This is a genomic window from Fredinandcohnia onubensis (assembly GCF_002734285.1).
GTDB lineage: Bacteria > Bacillota > Bacilli > Bacillales > Bacillaceae_L > Ferdinandcohnia > Ferdinandcohnia onubensis_A.
In genome coordinates, this window is the sequence record NZ_NSEA01000005.1 from 199,954 (window position 1) to 216,567 (window position 16,614).

A 16,614-nucleotide genomic window follows, 5' to 3' on the forward strand; every position below is an offset into this window, starting at 1 on the left:
ATAAAGGAACTCATTCTTTTTGGAAGCTCAAAAATCCATTAGCGAATAGAATATGGGATATTTTTTTGAAGCAAAAATGAATGAGCGTTCATTCAAATGTTCAAAAAAGCATAAAAGGAGGAAACTGTGAATGATCCAAAGCATTAAAAAAGCTGCAGTTCTTGGTTCGGGAGTTATGGGATCAGGTATCGCTGCACACTTAGCTAATATCGGAATACCCACATTACTATTAGATATTGTTCCTCGTGAACTTTTAGAAGCAGAAAAAAAGAAAGGGTTTACATTAGAGGATAAACAAGTTCGAAATCGTCTAAGTGATTCAGCAGTCCAAAAGTTGTTGAAACAAAAGCCAGCACCACTTACTTCTAAGGAAAACATCGCTCTAATCACAACTGGGAACTTTGAAGATGATATGTCAAAGCTTTCAGAGGTTGACTGGATTATTGAAGTGGTTGTTGAAAACCTTGAAATTAAGAAAAAGGTTTTTACCCAAATCGATAATGTGAGAAAGCCAGGAAGCATTGTGAGCTCTAATACATCTGGTATTTCGGTTGAGGCTATGGCTGAAGGACGTTCAGAAGATTTTCAGAAGCATTTTTTAGGAACACACTTCTTCAACCCACCTCGTTATTTAAAATTGCTAGAAGTGATTCCAACAAAAAACACAAGCCCAGAAGTACTCTCTTTTATGAAAACATTTGGTGAAGATGTACTTGGAAAAGGAGTCGTTGAAGCGAAGGATACACCGAACTTCATCGCAAACAGGATTGGAACATATGGGTTGCTTGTTACCGTTCGTGAAATGCTAAAAGGCGGATATAGCATAGGAGAAGTAGACTCAGTTACAGGCCCAATGATTGGACGTCCGAAGAGCGCAACATTCCGCACCCTCGATGTCGTGGGGCTAGATACATTTATACACGTGGCCAATAATGTTTATGAACAAGTTGAGGGAGCAGAAAAAGAAGTTTTCGATGTTCCTGACTTTATGAAAGCCATGCTGGAAAAAGGGTGGTTGGGAAGCAAATCAGGGCAAGGCTTCTTCCTGAAAAAAGGTAAGGAGATCTTAGAATTAAACCCTGAAACTCTCCACTACCAAGAGAGAAAAAAGCTACAAACTCCAGTTACAGCTTCCATTAAGCAAGTGAAAGGAACAGCGAATAAGTTTAAAACTCTCTTATATGCGGAGGATCGTGCCGGAAAGCTATTATGGAATATTACAAGCCCAGCACTTATCTATTCAGCTACTCTTTTAGGTGAAATTGCAGATGACATCGTTGCTATCGATGATGCAATGAAGTGGGGCTTCGGCTGGCAATTAGGTCCATTTGAAACATGGGATGCAATCGGCCTTGAAAAATCTGTGAAGAAGATGGAAGCAGAAGGTGCCGAAGTGCCAGCGTGGATTAAAGAAATGCTGGCGAACGGACATACTTCGTTCTATAAAAAAGAAAATGGTTCTGTTTCTTATTATCATAACGGTGAATACAAAGCAGTTAAGGCAAATCCAAAGTATATAAATATCAAGAAATTAAAAGAAACGAATGGCGTCATTAAGAAAAATAGTGGTGCTAGTTTAATAGATTTAGGCGATGATGTTGCCCTTTTAGAATTCACATCACCTAATAATGCAATCGGTTTCGATATTATTCAGATGATTAATTACTCAATTGATGAAGTAGCAAAAAACTATAAAGGATTAGTGATTGGTAACCAGGCGAAAAATTTCTGTGTCGGTGCTAACCTTGCGATGATTTTAATGGAAGCACAGGATGACAATTTTTATGATATCGAACTTGTTGTTCGTCAATTCCAACAAGCGATGATGAATATCAAATACAGTGAAAAACCAGTGGTCGTTGCACCATTTGGCATGACGCTTGGTGGAGGAGCAGAAATCTGTTTACCTGCTGCTCAGGTTCAAGCTTCAAGTGAAACCTATATGGGGCTAGTAGAAGTTGGTGTAGGTGTAATCCCTGGCGGTGGTGGAAATAAAGAGCTTTACATTAACCATCTTCAAGGAATGCCAGCAGGAGTAGAGGTAAATCTTCAAAATGTCGCAAACAAAGTATTCGAAACAATAGCCATGGCGAAGGTTTCTACATCAGCCGATGAAGCCCGTACGAATAACTTCTTAACAAAAGAAGACGGCATCAGCTTCAATGGAGATCACCTCATCCATGATGCGAAACAATCAGTGCTAGCATTGTCGGCACAAGGGTATAAAGCTCCAGTACGTAAGAAGGTACCGGTTGTTGGTGAGTCAGGATACGCCACCTTATTATTAGGTGCACAAGCAATGAAATACTCTGGCTACATTTCAGACCATGATCTTAAAATTGCGAAAAAGCTTGCTTGGGTACTTGCAGGTGGAAATGTTCCATATGGTACTGAAGTAGATGAACAATACTTATTAGACCTTGAACGTGAAGCATTCCTTAGCCTTGTTGGTGAGCCAAAGACGCAAGCCAGAATGCAACACATGCTTGTTAAAGGAAAACCATTACGTAACTAAACATATATGTTTTAAGGAGATTGGATACTTCAATCTCCTGCTCGGTTAAAAAGTTAGGAGGGAATGTGTTGAGAGAAGCAGTCATCGTAGCGGGTGCGAGAACCCCTGTTGGTAAAGCGAAAAAAGGTACACTTGCAAATGTTAGACCAGATGATTTAGGAGCATTAGTTGTTAAAGAAACAATAAAACGAGCAGGTAATTATGAAGGAAATATTGATGATTTAATCATCGGATGTGCAATGCCTGAAGCAGAACAGGGCTTAAATATGGCAAGAAATATTGGGGCATTAGCAGGATTGTCGCATACAGTTCCGGCAATTACGATCAATCGTTATTGTTCATCTGGACTTCAATCAATTGCCTATGCAGCAGAAAAAATTATGATAGGACATTCTGATACAGCAATTGCAGGTGGAGCAGAATCTATGAGCCTAGTACCAATGATGGGCCATGTTGTTCGTCCGAATGCAAGGCTTGCAGAAACAGCACCTGAATACTATATGGGAATGGGCCATACAGCAGAGCAGGTAGCGGTAAAATACGGTGTTAGTCGTGAAGATCAAGACGCTTTTGCTGTAAGAAGTCATCAAAGGGCCGCAGCCGCTATTAAAGCTGGTAAGTTTGTTGATGAGATTATTCCAGTAGACGTAACTCTTCGTCATGTGGATGCAAATAATAAATTAGTAGAAAAACACGTCCTTTTTTCTCAGGATGAAGGCGTCCGAGAAGATACAAATCTTGAAGTGCTTGCAAAATTAAGACCAGCATTCTCGGTGACTGGATCTGTTACAGCAGGAAATGCTTCACAAACAAGTGATGGTGCAGCTGCTGTAATGGTGATGGACCGTGAAAAAGCAACGAGCCTTGGCTTGACTCCATTCGTGAAGTTTAGATCGTTTGCCGTTGCTGGAGTTCCACCAGAAGTTATGGGGATTGGTCCAGTTGCAGCGATTCCACAGGCACTTAAAATGGCAGGGCTTGAGCTCTCAGATATTGGGTTATTTGAGTTAAACGAAGCATTTGCGTCTCAGTCTCTTCAAGTTATTCGTGAATTAGGACTTGATGAAGAAAAAGTAAACGTAAATGGTGGAGCAATTGCACTCGGTCATCCACTTGGATGTTCAGGAGCAAAATTAACACTTACATTGATGCATGAAATGAAGCGTCGTAATGTACAGTTTGGTGTTGTCACAATGTGTATCGGTGGTGGTATGGGAGCTGCCGGAGTGTTTGAATTACTAGCATAAAAAATATGGCTAACAATGAGTTAGCCTCTGAATAAAACTTTTAGGGGGAAACCAAATGTCAAATGCAACTGATAAAGTCGTTTTAGGTGGGGGCTTTTTAATCGAAGATCTTGAAGCAGACCGTGTCTTCACACCGGAAGATTATACAGATGAACATAAAATGATTGCAAAAACTACAGAAGACTATGTAGCAAACGAAGTTCTTCCACAGGTTGAGCAACTTGAAAACCATGAATTTGATCGCTCAGTAAAATTATTGAAAAGCGCAGGAGACCTTGGACTATTAGGTGTAGACGTACCAGAAGAGTACGGTGGATTAGGTCTAGACAAAGTAAGCTCTGCTTTAATTGCTGAAAAAATGGCAAGAGCCGGTGGATTCTCAATTTCTCATGGAGCACATGTTGGAATTGGTTCACTTCCAATTGTTCTTTTTGGTAATGAAGAGCAAAAACAAAAATATCTTCCTAAGTTAGCTACAGGTGAGCTACTAGCTGCATATGCGTTAACAGAGCCAGGTTCAGGTTCTGACGCTCTAGGTGCAAAGACGACTGCGAAATTAAATGCAGAAGGGACGCACTATGTATTAAATGGGGAAAAGCAATGGATTACAAATGCTGGCTTCGCGGATGTATTTGTTGTCTATGCAAAAATAGATGGCGATAAATTTTCGGCGTTCATTGTTGAACGTGAGTTTCCTGGAGTTTCAACAGGTGCTGAAGAAAAGAAAATGGGGATCAAGAGTTCCTCAACACGTACACTAATTCTAGAAGATGCACAGGTACCTGTGGAAAACCTTTTAGGTGAAGTTGGCCGTGGTCACATAATTGCCTTTAATATTTTAAATATCGGCCGTTATAAGCTAGGTGTAGGTGCAGTTGGTGGTGCCAAGAGTGCGTTTGAACTTGCAGTAAAATATGCAAACCAACGACAACAATTTAAAACGCCAATTTCAAAATTTGGATTAATCCAAGAAAAATTAGCGAATATGGCATCAAAGATTTATGCGGCCGAATCCAGCGTGTATCGTACAGTTGGGTATTTTGAAGACCGTATGGGCCAACTATCTGAAGAAGAAGTAAAGAATGGTAAAGAAGTTGCTAAATCAATTGCTGAGTATGCAATAGAGTGTTCGATTAATAAATTCTTCAACACTGAAGTATTAGACTATGTAGTTGATGAAGGTGTACAAATCCATGGTGGCTATGGATTTATGCAGGAATACGAGATCGAAAGAGCATACCGTGATTCGCGTATTAACCGTATTTTTGAAGGAACAAATGAAATCAACCGTCTACTCGTTCCTGGAACTTTCTTACGTAAAGCATTAAAAGGGGAATTACCTTTACTTGAAAAAGCAACACAGCTTCAAGAGGAGCTAATGATGCTAATGCCTGAAGAGGTGGGTGATGGCGTATTAGAACAAGAGAAATTCCTAGTTCGCAATGCCAAGAAGATTGGCCTTATGATTGCAGGACTTGCAGCGCAAAAATTTGGACCTAAGCTTGAGAAAGAACAAGAGATTCTTGCAAATATTGCCGACATTGCTGCAAATATTTATGCGATGGAATCTGTGGTTCTTCGTACAGAAAAAGCAATCAAAAAATCAGGTGAAGATAAAAATCAACAAAAGATCCTTTACACTCAAGTATTTGTTCAAGAAGCATTTAATGAGATTGAAGCTCATGCTAAAGAAACACTTGTTGCGACAGAAGAAGGCGATGTTTTACGGATGATGACATCTGCACTACGTAAATTAACTCGTCATACACCTGTGAATGTAATTGCGAAAAAACGTGAAATTGCAGCTACACTTATTGAAGCTGAAAAATACACTGTGTGATTTAAAACCGAACTGCGAGAAATAGCTCCTAAATATAGGGGCTTTTTTTCTTAAATAAAAGAGTTATTTCTTTATTAAGAAGGATAAACGGGAAATGCGTCGAAATTAATCCTTGGAATATAGAGAATCATTGTTATTTCAAAATTTTATATGTTAAAATATTTAGGTAGTATGTTGTAGGGGTGGTGAGAATATGGCTTTAACATTTTACTGGTATCCAAAATGTGGAACCTGTCGAAAAGCGAAAAAATGGCTTGACGAACATCAGGTTGCTTTTGAGGAAATACATATTGTGGAGAATCCCCCATCAAAAGAGCAATTAAAAGAAATGTACCAAAACAGTGGATTGGAATTAAAGAAATTTTTCAATACGAGTGGACAAAAATACCGTGAACTTGGATTGAAGGACAAAGTAGGTACAGCCTCCGAGGATGAATTGTTAGAACTTTTAGCCTCTGATGGTATGCTAATTAAGCGCCCCCTCACAAGCGATGGTAAGAAGGTAACTGTTGGTTTTAATGAGGCGCAGTTTGAAGGCACTTGGGCAAAATAAATCGGATGAAAGACCTTAAAAAGGACTTTTACATAATCCATTTTGTTGAGATTATTCTTCAAAATGCACACTAATTATTTCATAATATCGAATTAATGGAGGGTACAAGATGAGCACGCCAAAAGAATTACGTTATTCTGAAGAACATGAATGGGTGAAAGTAGAAGGGGAAAAAGTACGTATTGGGATTACAGATTTTGCACAATCTGAGTTAGGTGATATCGTATTTGTTGAACTACCAGAGGTAGGCGATGAAATACAAGCAGATGAGCCATTCGGTAGTGTTGAATCTGTTAAAACGGTTTCTGAACTTTATGCACCTATCAGTGGTAAAGTTGTAGAAATAAATGAAGACCTTGATGATAGCCCAGAATTCGTAAATGAATCTCCATATGAAAAAGCATGGATGATCGTAATTGAGCCTGCAAATGCTGGTGATATTGAAAACCTAATGACAGCTGAGCAATATGAAGAAATGATAAAAGAAGACTAACCTTTTTATTAAAGGAGCCGAAAACAGGAAATTTCCTATCGGCTCTTTTATTTTTTCCATACTTGTGAGGACATTGTCAAACAGAATGAAGTTTCTCTTAATGGACACTCTAAAAATAAATACCGATGGAAGGGTGTTCGTAATGGTATTGAAACATACTCGAATTGAAGTGACTGACCGAGTGGTTGGTAAGCTTGGAGATAACGAAATGAAATTATATGTTGAAAAAGAACCAATTGGAAAAATTCGATTTACAAATGAAGGGGCTCAATATGAACTAAAGCAGGGATATGAGCAAGAAGAGAGCAAAATTTTCACATATGCTGATATACCTACTAACCCAGATATGAAATATGTAGATTGTGATGATGAAAATGGTTGGTGTTAAGACAGTGGAAACCCACTGTCTTTTTTTCCCTATTGTTTCCTAATGATTCACCAAAATATAATCTTCGCTATAAAATGAAGGAAAAGCAGTTGTACACATCGAAGAAGTATATAACAGATTATTGTACACTTGAAACAAGGTGATGAAATGGTGGCTTTTGACGATATTGAAAAAGTAATCATTGTTGAGGGGAGAACAGATAAAAAGAAAGTCGAAACGGTTGTGAATGAACCCGTTGAGATTATTTGTACCAACGGAACGATTAGTATTTCCAAACTCGATGAGTTAATTGAGCATTTGTTTAATAAAGATGTTTATATTTTAGTGGATGCCGACAGTGCAGGAGATAAGCTTAGAAAACAGTTTAAACGCGAATTTCCAGAAGCTAGGCATTTGTTTATCGATAAAATGTATCGCGAGGTTGCGACTGCCCCTGAACAACATATTGCAACGGTTCTTCTTTCAGCAAACATTGATGTGCACGCTGAATACTTACTGTAGTGCCAAGCGTGAATCCTATACTTTTTCAAAAAATATGGTAAAATAAACAACAATTAAGATGATAAAAGGTTGTCGTAAAGATGAAGGAATGGAATGAACACGAAATTGACACTCACCTTACGAACACGGGGGAGTTTTGGCTTTATTTATTTACACCAATGTGCGGAACCTGTCAGGTAGCTTCTAAAATGATGACTGTCGTCGCTGAATTGTTACCAAACGTAATAATCGGTAAGAGTGATCTGAATTATTTACCAAAAAAAGCAATCGATTGGCAAATTGAAAGTGTTCCTTGTTTGATGCATGTAAAAGAAGGAAAAGTTGCCCATAAGTATTATGCTTTTCAGTCAGTTCCTTACTTGGTTGAAATCTTATCAAAAAAATAAGCCCAAGAATGTTGATATCAGCATTCTTGGGTTTTTGTTTTGTATGTATATTCTTTTTCTGCCTTATATAATTATTTTACCCAAGGAAAAATTTAAACATATTACCTAAAATAACTCCGTTTATCGTTTTTCATTGTACTCATACTAAAAAGAGTACTATAAGAAAAGGGAAAGCGCATGAAATTTCTGTACGATATTTCCTAATAGTTGGGGGAGATGTTCATGGAGTCAATCTGGCTTGAATATGCCTGGGCATTGTTAATCCTAATCGGGTTAGAAGGCTTATTATCTGCCGACAATGCTCTAGTGCTAGCAATCATAGCCAAGCATTTACCCGAAGAACAGAAAAAAAGAGCAATCAATTACGGAATACTCATGGCCTTTGTTTTCCGTTTTGGAGCACTCTTTGCCATTTCCTTTATTGCAAACGTTTGGCAAATTCAAGCGATCGGAGCAGCTTACCTTCTTTATTTAGGCTTAAAGCATATCATTCAAGCAAAGTTTGGAAAGGAAAATAAAAACATTCATAAGGATGATGAAAAAGAGTCTGCTGGTAAAGGATTTTGGCCAACTGTAGGAAAGATTGCATTAGCGGATCTTGCTTTCGCTATTGATTCAATCTTAGCTGCGGTTGCTCTAGCACTTGGTCTTCCAGATTCACCTCTTGGCAATTTTGGTGGCATGGATGGAGGGCAATTCCTTGTTATTCTTCTTGGAGGTATTGCTGGCCTCGTATTGATTAAGTTTGCTGCAACTTGGTTTGTGCAACTTCTTGAGAAACGTCCCGCATTGGAAACAACCGCATATGCAATTGTAGCCTGGGTCGGAGTCAAACTTGCTGTAATAACCCTTGCTCATGAGGATATTGGTATCTTAGATCATGATTTCCCTCATAGTACTGTTTGGACAATTATCTTCTATGGAGTATTAGTCGGTATTGCACTTCTTGGTTGGTTTGCGCCGAGTAATAAGAATAATTTACAAAACCGTGAAGCCTCTTAAAAAATAAATTCGTTTCTGTGATGAAACCCAAGAGCATTTCACTTCAAAGCTGTTAACTTTCGCGATAATCCAATAAGGATTATCGCTTTTCTTTTTTTAAAAAAACATTTCTTTATCTTATTAGATATATTGCAATTTTTTAAAAAAGTTGTATGATATTTAGGGAGTCGAAATATCATAATTATCATGAGTTATAGGAGCACATATGAGCATTGTCACCGGATGGAAAACGCAATATAAAGCATACAATCAAAACATTAAATTATTTATACTAGCTACTGTTTTTACACAATTAGGCATGGGTATGTTCACAATTATGTATAACTTTTATGTAAGAGAGCTAGGTTACTCCGAGCAAACGAATGGAACGATTATCGCAATGACGGCTTTAGCATCTGCATTAATCCTCGTACCCGCAGGGCTTATGAGTGATAAATTTGGCCGAAAAAAAGTGATGGTGCTTGGATTAGTGATTTCAACATTCGCTTTCTTTGCTAGAAGTATACTTGATGTTGAGCAGTTACTTATTGCCACAGCTTTTATTACAGGCTTATCGACTGCATTTATTCAAGTATCAGGAATCCCGTGGTTAGCGGAAAACTCGACATCTGCACAAAGGGTTCACCTCTTTAGTTTTCATTCAGCTATCATGATGGTCGCACAAGTGGTAGGAAATATTGCGGGTGGGGCATTTTCTGATGCTTTTCAATTTGTCTTTCATATGAGTGGGCTATGGAGTGTAAGAATAACACTATTAATTGCAACTATCATTTATATGGCCGGCATTTTACCGATACTAAAAATGAATGAACAGCCAAGGATACAACCTGAGATTAAAACAGTGGAGCCTTTTAGTCAAAGGCTACGAACAAATAAATCACAAATAAAGCTAATTGCGATGTTTGCATTTGCTCAAATGATCATAGGATTTGGTTCAGGATTAGTTATTCCATACCTAAATTTGTATTTTGCTGACCGCTTCTTAGCGAGTAATACTGTAATTGGTCTTATTTTATCGTTGGGACAAGCAGCAACAGCGATCGCGATGATTATTGGACCAGTCATTGTTAGTAAGGTAGGAGAAGTGCGTGCAGTGGTGTATCTACAACTATCATCACTACCATTCCTCTTGCTGACAGGATATACCGAAAATCTTTACATAGCGGCGATTGCCTTTTTATTTAGACAAGCATTAATGAATGCAGGAAACCCGATACAAGCGTCTCTTGTTATGGGTCGGGTAAATGATTCTATGAAAGGACTAGCCAACTCAGTTAACCAAATGGTATTTTCATTAGGCTGGGCTTTAATGGGGCCAGTATCAACCTCGATTGTCATGCTGCATGGTGCTTATCGGGGCTATGCTTATGTGTTTACAATTACGTCTATTTTATATTTAATCGGGTCTCTCTATTTCCTATTTGTTTTTACTGGGAAATCCTTTCAAAAAGAGGAAAAACAAATCGCAAAAATATCTTAATATGTCGTATTTCCCGGGAAAAAGGAACGAATTTTGTAGCAATTACATGAATGTGTCATAAGGGATGTCGATTTTCACATTAAATACAAGTAATTTGGAATTTCTTGTTTTTTCTAAATATTTTCATTGACTTGTATTTAAAAAAGGGTTAACATCAAATTAATCGTAAAAGTACAAAACTTAATAGTTTATCTTATCACGAGTGGTGGAGGGAATGGCCCTATGAAACCCGGCAACCGGTAATTTACACGGTGCTAAATCCAGCAGGCATTTTTTTGCCTGAAAGATAAGAAGAGAAACCATACATACAACCTCTTCTTATCGAAGAGGTTTTTTATTTTATTATAAGAGGGAGAGATTCTAATGACTGAAAAACAAAGAAACTTTAGACCAGAAACGATCGCGATACATGGAGGTCTTGAGGCAGACCCAGTTACCGGAGCTAGAGCAGTTCCTATCTATCAAACAAATGCGTTTAAATTTAACACTACTGAGCATGCGGCAAATCTCTTTGGCTTAAAAGAAAATGGTTATATTTATACTCGAATCCATAACCCAACTACTACAGTTTTTGAAGAAAGAGTTGCCCAATTAGAAGGTGGAGTTGGTGCCCTAGCAGTTTCAAGTGGAATGGCAGCCATTACAACTTCTATCCTTAATATTGCAGGAGCGGGAGATGAGATTGTATCTGCTTCTACACTATATGGTGGAACGTATAATCTATTTGCTAACACTCTACCTAAATATGGTATTAAGACACATTTAGTAGATCCAAAAAATCCTGAAAATTTCCGTCAAGCCATTACACCAAATACGAAGGCGATTTTTGCTGAGACAATCGGAAACCCTAGCTTAGATATACTAGATATTGAGGCCGTTGCTAACATTGCTCATGAGGCTGGAATTCCTCTAATTGTTGACAATACATTTGCGACACCATATTTATGTAGACCAATTGAGCATGGTGCAGACATTGTTATCCATTCAGCTACAAAGTGGTTACTAGGTAATGGAACAACCATGGGTGGAATTATAGTAGACGGTGGTAAATTTGATTGGAATTCACCAAAATTCCCCGGATTTACAACACCAGATCCTAGTTATCATGATTTAGTCTACGCTGAAGCTTTAGGACCAGTAGCCTTTATTATTAAAGCTAGAGTTCAACTTCTTCGTGATTTAGGGCCAGCTATTAGCCCATATAATTCATTCCAATTCAACTTAGGTCTTGAAACTTTACATGTTCGTATGAAGGAGCATATTGCAAATACTGAAAAAGTTGTTTCCTATCTTAAAAATCATCCTGGGGTTGAATGGGTATTGTACCCAGGTGAAGAGGACCATCCAAATAAACAACTAGCTGATAAATACTTACCAAAAGGTGCTGGATCCGTAATTGTGTTCGGTATTAAAGGTGGAAGAGAAGCTGGTGAAAAGCTAATCAATAGTGTAGAGCTTTGGTCACATGTTGCAAACGTTGGGGATGCAAAAAGCTTAATTATTCACCCTGCAAGTACTACACACCAACAATTAAGCCCAGAAGATCTTAAGGCGTCTGGTGTAACAGAAGACTTGGTTCGCTTATCTGTTGGTATTGAAAATGTTGAAGATATTTTAGAAGATTTGGAGCAAGCCATTAAAGCAGCTAATGGAACAAGTTCAGATTTATCGGGGCCGACAGCATAACCAAAAATTGTTCACAATATTTTCGTTGACACCCTTATATCGAGATGATAAGATAACTCACGTGTTGTTTTAGTATGATAATGAAAGTTAAATAATCTGATAACTCTTATTCAGAGTGGTGGAGGGATGTGCCCGATGAAACCCAGCAACCGTCAACGTCTGTTGAAAAGGTGCCAATTCACACAAAGCTATGGGCTTTGGAAGATGAGAGGAAGGAATCACTGAATTGTGCCTTTCTGCTCGTTTTTGCAGGAAGGCTTTTATTTTTATATGCGGGGCATATTTGATTATTTATTATCTTTATTTATTTACATTATCGCATACACTAAACATAGTTTTCTCTGAATAGAAGGTGTGACAACGTGATAACACTAAAAAATGTTAAAAAGATTTATCAAACAAAAACAAATTCTGTAACAGCAGTTAACAATATTGACTTACAGATTAATGAAGGTGAAATTTTCGGGATCATTGGATACAGCGGCGCGGGTAAAAGTTCACTCATCCGTTTATTGAATGGTCTTGAAACACCAACAGAAGGAAATATTACTGTTGCTGGTCATAATATCACTTCCATTAAAGGAAAAGCATTGCGTGATGCTCGTAAAGAAATAAGTATGATTTTTCAGCACTTTAACCTATTATGGTCGCGAACAGTGAGGGAAAATATCTCCTTTCCCTTGGAGATTGCAAAAGTGCCCAAATCTAAACGAGAAGAACGGGTTAATGAGCTTATTAAGCTTGTAGGACTGGAAGGGCGAGAAGGTGCTTACCCATCACAACTTAGCGGTGGCCAGAAGCAAAGAGTTGGAATTGCAAGAGCACTTGCTAACAACCCAAAGGTTTTACTATGTGATGAAGCAACATCTGCATTAGACCCGCAAACAACTGACTCTATTTTGGACTTGCTAGTTGATATTAATGAACGTCTAGGATTAACAATTGTATTAATTACCCATGAAATGCATGTGATTCGTAAAATCTGTCATCGTGTTGCAGTTATGGAAAATGGGAAGTTTGTTGAGCAAGGACGAGTGCTTGATGTATTTAAAAAGCCTCAAGCCAACATCACAAAACGCTTCGTTCAGCAAGTAACAGAGCCTGAAGAAACAAAAGAAACGGTTGAGAATTTATTAGATCGATTTCCAAATGGAAAAATGGTACAGCTTAGCTTCGTTGGGGAAGATGCTGAAAAGCCATTAATCACACGATTAATCCGAGATTTTAAGGTGGAAGTGAATATTTTACAAGGGAAAATTTCACAAACCCAAAATGGATCTTATGGAACATTGTTTATTCATCTTGATGGTGATGCTAATGAAGTCACTTCAGCCATCGAATTTATTCGACAACAACGAGTAGAAGCTGAGGTGATTGAAAATGCTTGAACAATTTCAAGAATTACTTAAATGGGAGAAACAGGTTAATGATTATCAAGCACTCAATTGGGGGAACCTTTGGGAAGCAACCTTAGAGACTTTATACATGACCTCGATCTCGGTGCTTGCTACTTTTATTATCGGTTTATTTTTGGGTTTAGTTCTCTTTTTAACAGATAAAGGGAATGCCTGGGAGAATACAGTGGTAAATCGAATAGTATCTGCATTTGTTAATATTTTTCGATCCATACCATTCATCATTCTGATTGTCCTATTAATACCTTTCACGAAAATTATGATGGGTTCTATGTTGGGGCCAAGTGCTGCATTACCATCTTTGATTATAGGGTCAGCACCGTTCTATGCAAGAATGGTTGAAATTGCTTTGCGTGAAATCGATAAAGGTGTAATTGAGGCATCTCATTCGATGGGAGCTACAAACTCGACAATTATTTTTAAAGTGTTAATTCCTGAATCTTTACCAGCCTTAATTTCTGGGATTACCGTTACTGCGATCTCCCTAGTAAGCTTTACCGCAATGGCTGGTGTTATCGGTGCAGGTGGGTTAGGACATTTCGCCTATTTATATGGATTCCAAAGCAATAAACCTATCATTACATTTATTGCTACTGTTGCAATTCTAATATTGGTATTTATCATTCAATTTGTGGGTGATTTCTTTACAAAACATACAGACAAGAGATAACAGGAGGAAAAACAACAATGAAAAAAATACTTTATGTACTACTATTTGGACTACTTTCAATTGCCCTAGTTGCTTGTGGCGGAAATGACGACGCTGGCGATGGAGGAGATACTCAAGAAGCAGAAGGAAATAAAAAGCTTGTTGTAGGTGCATCAGCTGTTCCACATGCGGAAGTCCTTGAACAAGCAAAACCTTTATTAAAGGATAAAGGTATTGACCTTGAAATAGAAGTTTTTACAGACTATATCTTACCGAACGTAGCTTTACATGAAAAAGAACTTGACGCAAACTACTTCCAAACACCTGGTTATTTAGATTTACAATTAAAGGACAACCCTGATTTTGATTTTGTAAGTGTTGGTGAAATTCATAAAGAGCCAATCGGGATTTATTCAAAAGAATATAAAAATCTAAACGAGCTCCCAGATGGAGCAAAAATAATTATGAGTAACTCTTTTAGTGACCATGGACGTATCTTACCGATTTTTGAAAGAGAAGGCATCATCAAACTTAAAGAAGGTGTTGGTGACCAAGCAAGAGTTGAAGATATCGTAGATAATCCAAAAAATCTTGATTTTTCTACTTTAATCGAAGCAAAGCTTCTTGCTACATCCTTTGAAAATGGTGAAGGAGATGCGGTTGTAATCAACACAAACTACGCTCTCGAAGGTGGAGTAAATATTGCGGAAGACGGTATTGCCTTTGAAGGTGATGATGTCGTACCTGCAAACCTAATCGTTGTCAATAAAGGCGAAGAAGAACGCGAAGAGATTAAAGCATTAGTAGAAGTGTTAAAATCTGAAGAAATTCAAAAGTTTATTGAAGAAGAATATGCTGGTGCTGTTACTGTAGTTGAATAAATAAAAAAGAGGCTTGCCAAGTGGTAAGCCTCTTTTCAATTTTTGCATATTCTTGAGGAAAACAAAGGAAATTGATTGAATTGTATCTGTCGTGTTCCTATTGTAAGCCATATAGTCAAATAAGGATTGGTAGCTTAAAATACTGCAATATCCTGTTGTTGAGGCAAAAGGTTGATAGTGATAGCATTAAATATGTGCAAGTAAGCACGATAAAATCGAAGGGATTGGTTCATTATCAATCAAATCCGTTTAAATTATACGGGCGAAATGGAAAAGGCAATGCATCAGGCACATGGGATTGGATACAAGGATTACTGTCGAAAATTCAAAGAGCGTATGCGGGTTGAGAATAACCGAGAACAGGACTATAAACAAGGTCGAATGATTATTGCTCAAATAGGTAGAATGAACATGTAATTAGATATATACGTTTGCAAAACCCAGTGTCCACTACACTGGGATTCTATATTATAGAATGAATTAACGGAATCTGTGAAAAATAAACTGAGGATTTGAATACTTCCCATTAGATATTCCTTTTCTTCCTTACATATCCTTTTGTTTTGTGTTATCTTATTGATGGACAAGATTTAACTTTTTATTCTCATTTAAAGGCCCCAATACATCAAAACATATATTAAAAAAATGTATCACCAGTGTGAATGTGTAAAGGTTGATATCACTTTGAATTTGATATAAGATTGTAATGAGAATAAAATGAGAATGAAGTTTTGACTTAATGTGTCAATACTATACAAAATATTTTCGTTTAATGGAGGTAGTAGTTATGGCAGGATCAACTTTAGTTATTAAGGATCTTCATGTCGAAATCGAAGGCAAGGAGATTTTAAAAGGGGTTAACCTTGAAATAAACGGTGGAGAAATTCACGCAATTATGGGACCAAATGGTACAGGTAAGTCAACTTTATCATCTGCAATCATGGGTCACCCTAAATATGAGGTAACAAGCGGTAGCATCACTCTTGATGGTGAAGATGTGTTAGAAATGGAAGTTGATGAGCGTGCACGCGCTGGTCTTTTCTTAGCGATGCAATATCCAAGTGAAATCAACGGTGTTACAAACGCTGACTTCCTTCGTTCTGCAATTAATGCACGTCGTGAAGAAGGTGATGAAATTTCATTAATGAAATTCATCCGTACAATGGATAAAAATATGGAATACCTAGAAATGGATCCTGACATGGCTCAACGTTACCTTAACGAAGGCTTCTCAGGTGGGGAAAAGAAACGTAATGAAATCCTACAATTAATGATGCTTGAACCTAAAATTGCAATCTTGGATGAGATTGACTCAGGACTTGATATCGATGCATTGAAGGTTGTTTCTAAAGGAATTAATGAAATGCGCGGAGAAGAGTTTGGTTGCTTAATCATCACTCACTACCAACGCTTACTTAACTACATTACACCAGATAAAGTTCATGTAATGATGCAAGGACGTGTTGTGAAATCAGGTGGACCAGAACTTGCACAGCGTCTAGAAGCTGAAGGATATGATTGGATTAAGAAAGAATTAGGAATTGAAGATGAAACTGTAGGTCAAGAAGCGTAAGCGTA

At 37.7% G+C, this 16,614-nt stretch carries 15 protein-coding genes and 2 riboswitches; all 15 genes read left to right on the top strand.

Annotated features, from left to right (window positions below):
- The first annotated feature begins 130 nt into the window (after window positions 1-130).
- Window positions 131-2,515 (top strand): 3-hydroxyacyl-CoA dehydrogenase/enoyl-CoA hydratase family protein, encoded by a 2,385-nt coding sequence (locus CKJ95_RS06815; RefSeq protein ID WP_099352644.1) that lies wholly within the window; start codon window positions 131-133, stop codon window positions 2,513-2,515.
- Window positions 2,516-2,583: 68 nt separating this feature from the next.
- Complete coding sequence (locus tag CKJ95_RS06820) at window positions 2,584-3,762, top strand: acetyl-CoA C-acetyltransferase (RefSeq protein ID WP_099352645.1); 1,179 nt, start codon at window positions 2,584-2,586, stop codon at window positions 3,760-3,762.
- 55 nt (window positions 3,763-3,817) lie between these two features.
- Entirely contained in the window at window positions 3,818-5,602 is a 1,785-nt protein-coding gene (locus CKJ95_RS06825) for an acyl-CoA dehydrogenase family protein (protein ID WP_099352646.1), read from the top strand.
- A 193-nt stretch (window positions 5,603-5,795) separates the two neighbouring features.
- Entirely contained in the window at window positions 5,796-6,155 is a 360-nt protein-coding gene (locus CKJ95_RS06830; protein WP_099352647.1) for an arsenate reductase family protein, read from the top strand.
- 109 nt (window positions 6,156-6,264) lie between these two features.
- Window positions 6,265-6,648 (top strand): glycine cleavage system protein GcvH, encoded by a 384-nt coding sequence (gene gcvH / locus CKJ95_RS06835; RefSeq protein WP_099352648.1) that lies wholly within the window; start codon window positions 6,265-6,267, stop codon window positions 6,646-6,648.
- 142 nt (window positions 6,649-6,790) lie between these two features.
- Complete coding sequence (locus tag CKJ95_RS06840) at window positions 6,791-7,036, top strand: YusG family protein (protein WP_180271431.1); 246 nt, start codon at window positions 6,791-6,793, stop codon at window positions 7,034-7,036.
- A 147-nt stretch (window positions 7,037-7,183) separates the two neighbouring features.
- A complete protein-coding gene (locus CKJ95_RS06845) occupies window positions 7,184-7,537 on the top strand; it encodes a toprim domain-containing protein (protein WP_180271432.1) in 354 nt (117 codons plus the stop codon).
- 80 nt (window positions 7,538-7,617) lie between these two features.
- The gene (locus CKJ95_RS06850; RefSeq protein ID WP_099352651.1) at window positions 7,618-7,923 is read left to right on the top strand and encodes a thioredoxin family protein; all 306 of its coding nucleotides are present in this window, start codon (window positions 7,618-7,620) and stop codon (window positions 7,921-7,923) included.
- A gap of 222 nt (window positions 7,924-8,145) precedes the next feature.
- On the top strand, window positions 8,146-8,925 hold the full coding sequence (locus CKJ95_RS06855) for a TerC family protein (RefSeq protein ID WP_099352652.1): 780 nt from the start codon (window positions 8,146-8,148) through the stop codon (window positions 8,923-8,925).
- 205 nt (window positions 8,926-9,130) lie between these two features.
- A complete protein-coding gene (locus CKJ95_RS06860; protein WP_099352653.1) occupies window positions 9,131-10,405 on the top strand; it encodes an MFS transporter in 1,275 nt (424 codons plus the stop codon).
- Window positions 10,406-10,595: 190 nt separating this feature from the next.
- Window positions 10,596-10,698, top strand: a riboswitch (SAM riboswitch).
- Window positions 10,699-10,768: 70 nt separating this feature from the next.
- Complete coding sequence (locus CKJ95_RS06865; protein WP_099352654.1) at window positions 10,769-12,091, top strand: O-acetylhomoserine aminocarboxypropyltransferase/cysteine synthase family protein; 1,323 nt, start codon at window positions 10,769-10,771, stop codon at window positions 12,089-12,091.
- 103 nt (window positions 12,092-12,194) lie between these two features.
- Window positions 12,195-12,302: riboswitch (SAM riboswitch) on the top strand.
- 151 nt (window positions 12,303-12,453) lie between these two features.
- Window positions 12,454-13,479, top strand: a complete 1,026-nt coding sequence (locus tag CKJ95_RS06870; RefSeq protein WP_099352655.1) for a methionine ABC transporter ATP-binding protein — start codon at window positions 12,454-12,456, stop codon at window positions 13,477-13,479.
- A 97-nt stretch (window positions 13,480-13,576) separates the two neighbouring features.
- Entirely contained in the window at window positions 13,577-14,176 is a 600-nt protein-coding gene (locus CKJ95_RS06875) for a methionine ABC transporter permease (protein WP_257215730.1), read from the top strand.
- A gap of 17 nt (window positions 14,177-14,193) precedes the next feature.
- On the top strand, window positions 14,194-15,036 hold the full coding sequence (locus tag CKJ95_RS06880) for a MetQ/NlpA family ABC transporter substrate-binding protein (RefSeq protein WP_099352657.1): 843 nt from the start codon (window positions 14,194-14,196) through the stop codon (window positions 15,034-15,036).
- Window positions 15,037-15,823: 787 nt separating this feature from the next.
- Window positions 15,824-16,609, top strand: coding sequence for a Fe-S cluster assembly ATPase SufC (gene sufC / locus CKJ95_RS06885; protein ID WP_099352658.1), 786 nt, complete (start codon window positions 15,824-15,826; stop codon window positions 16,607-16,609).
- Window positions 16,610-16,614: the final 5 nt, after the last annotated feature.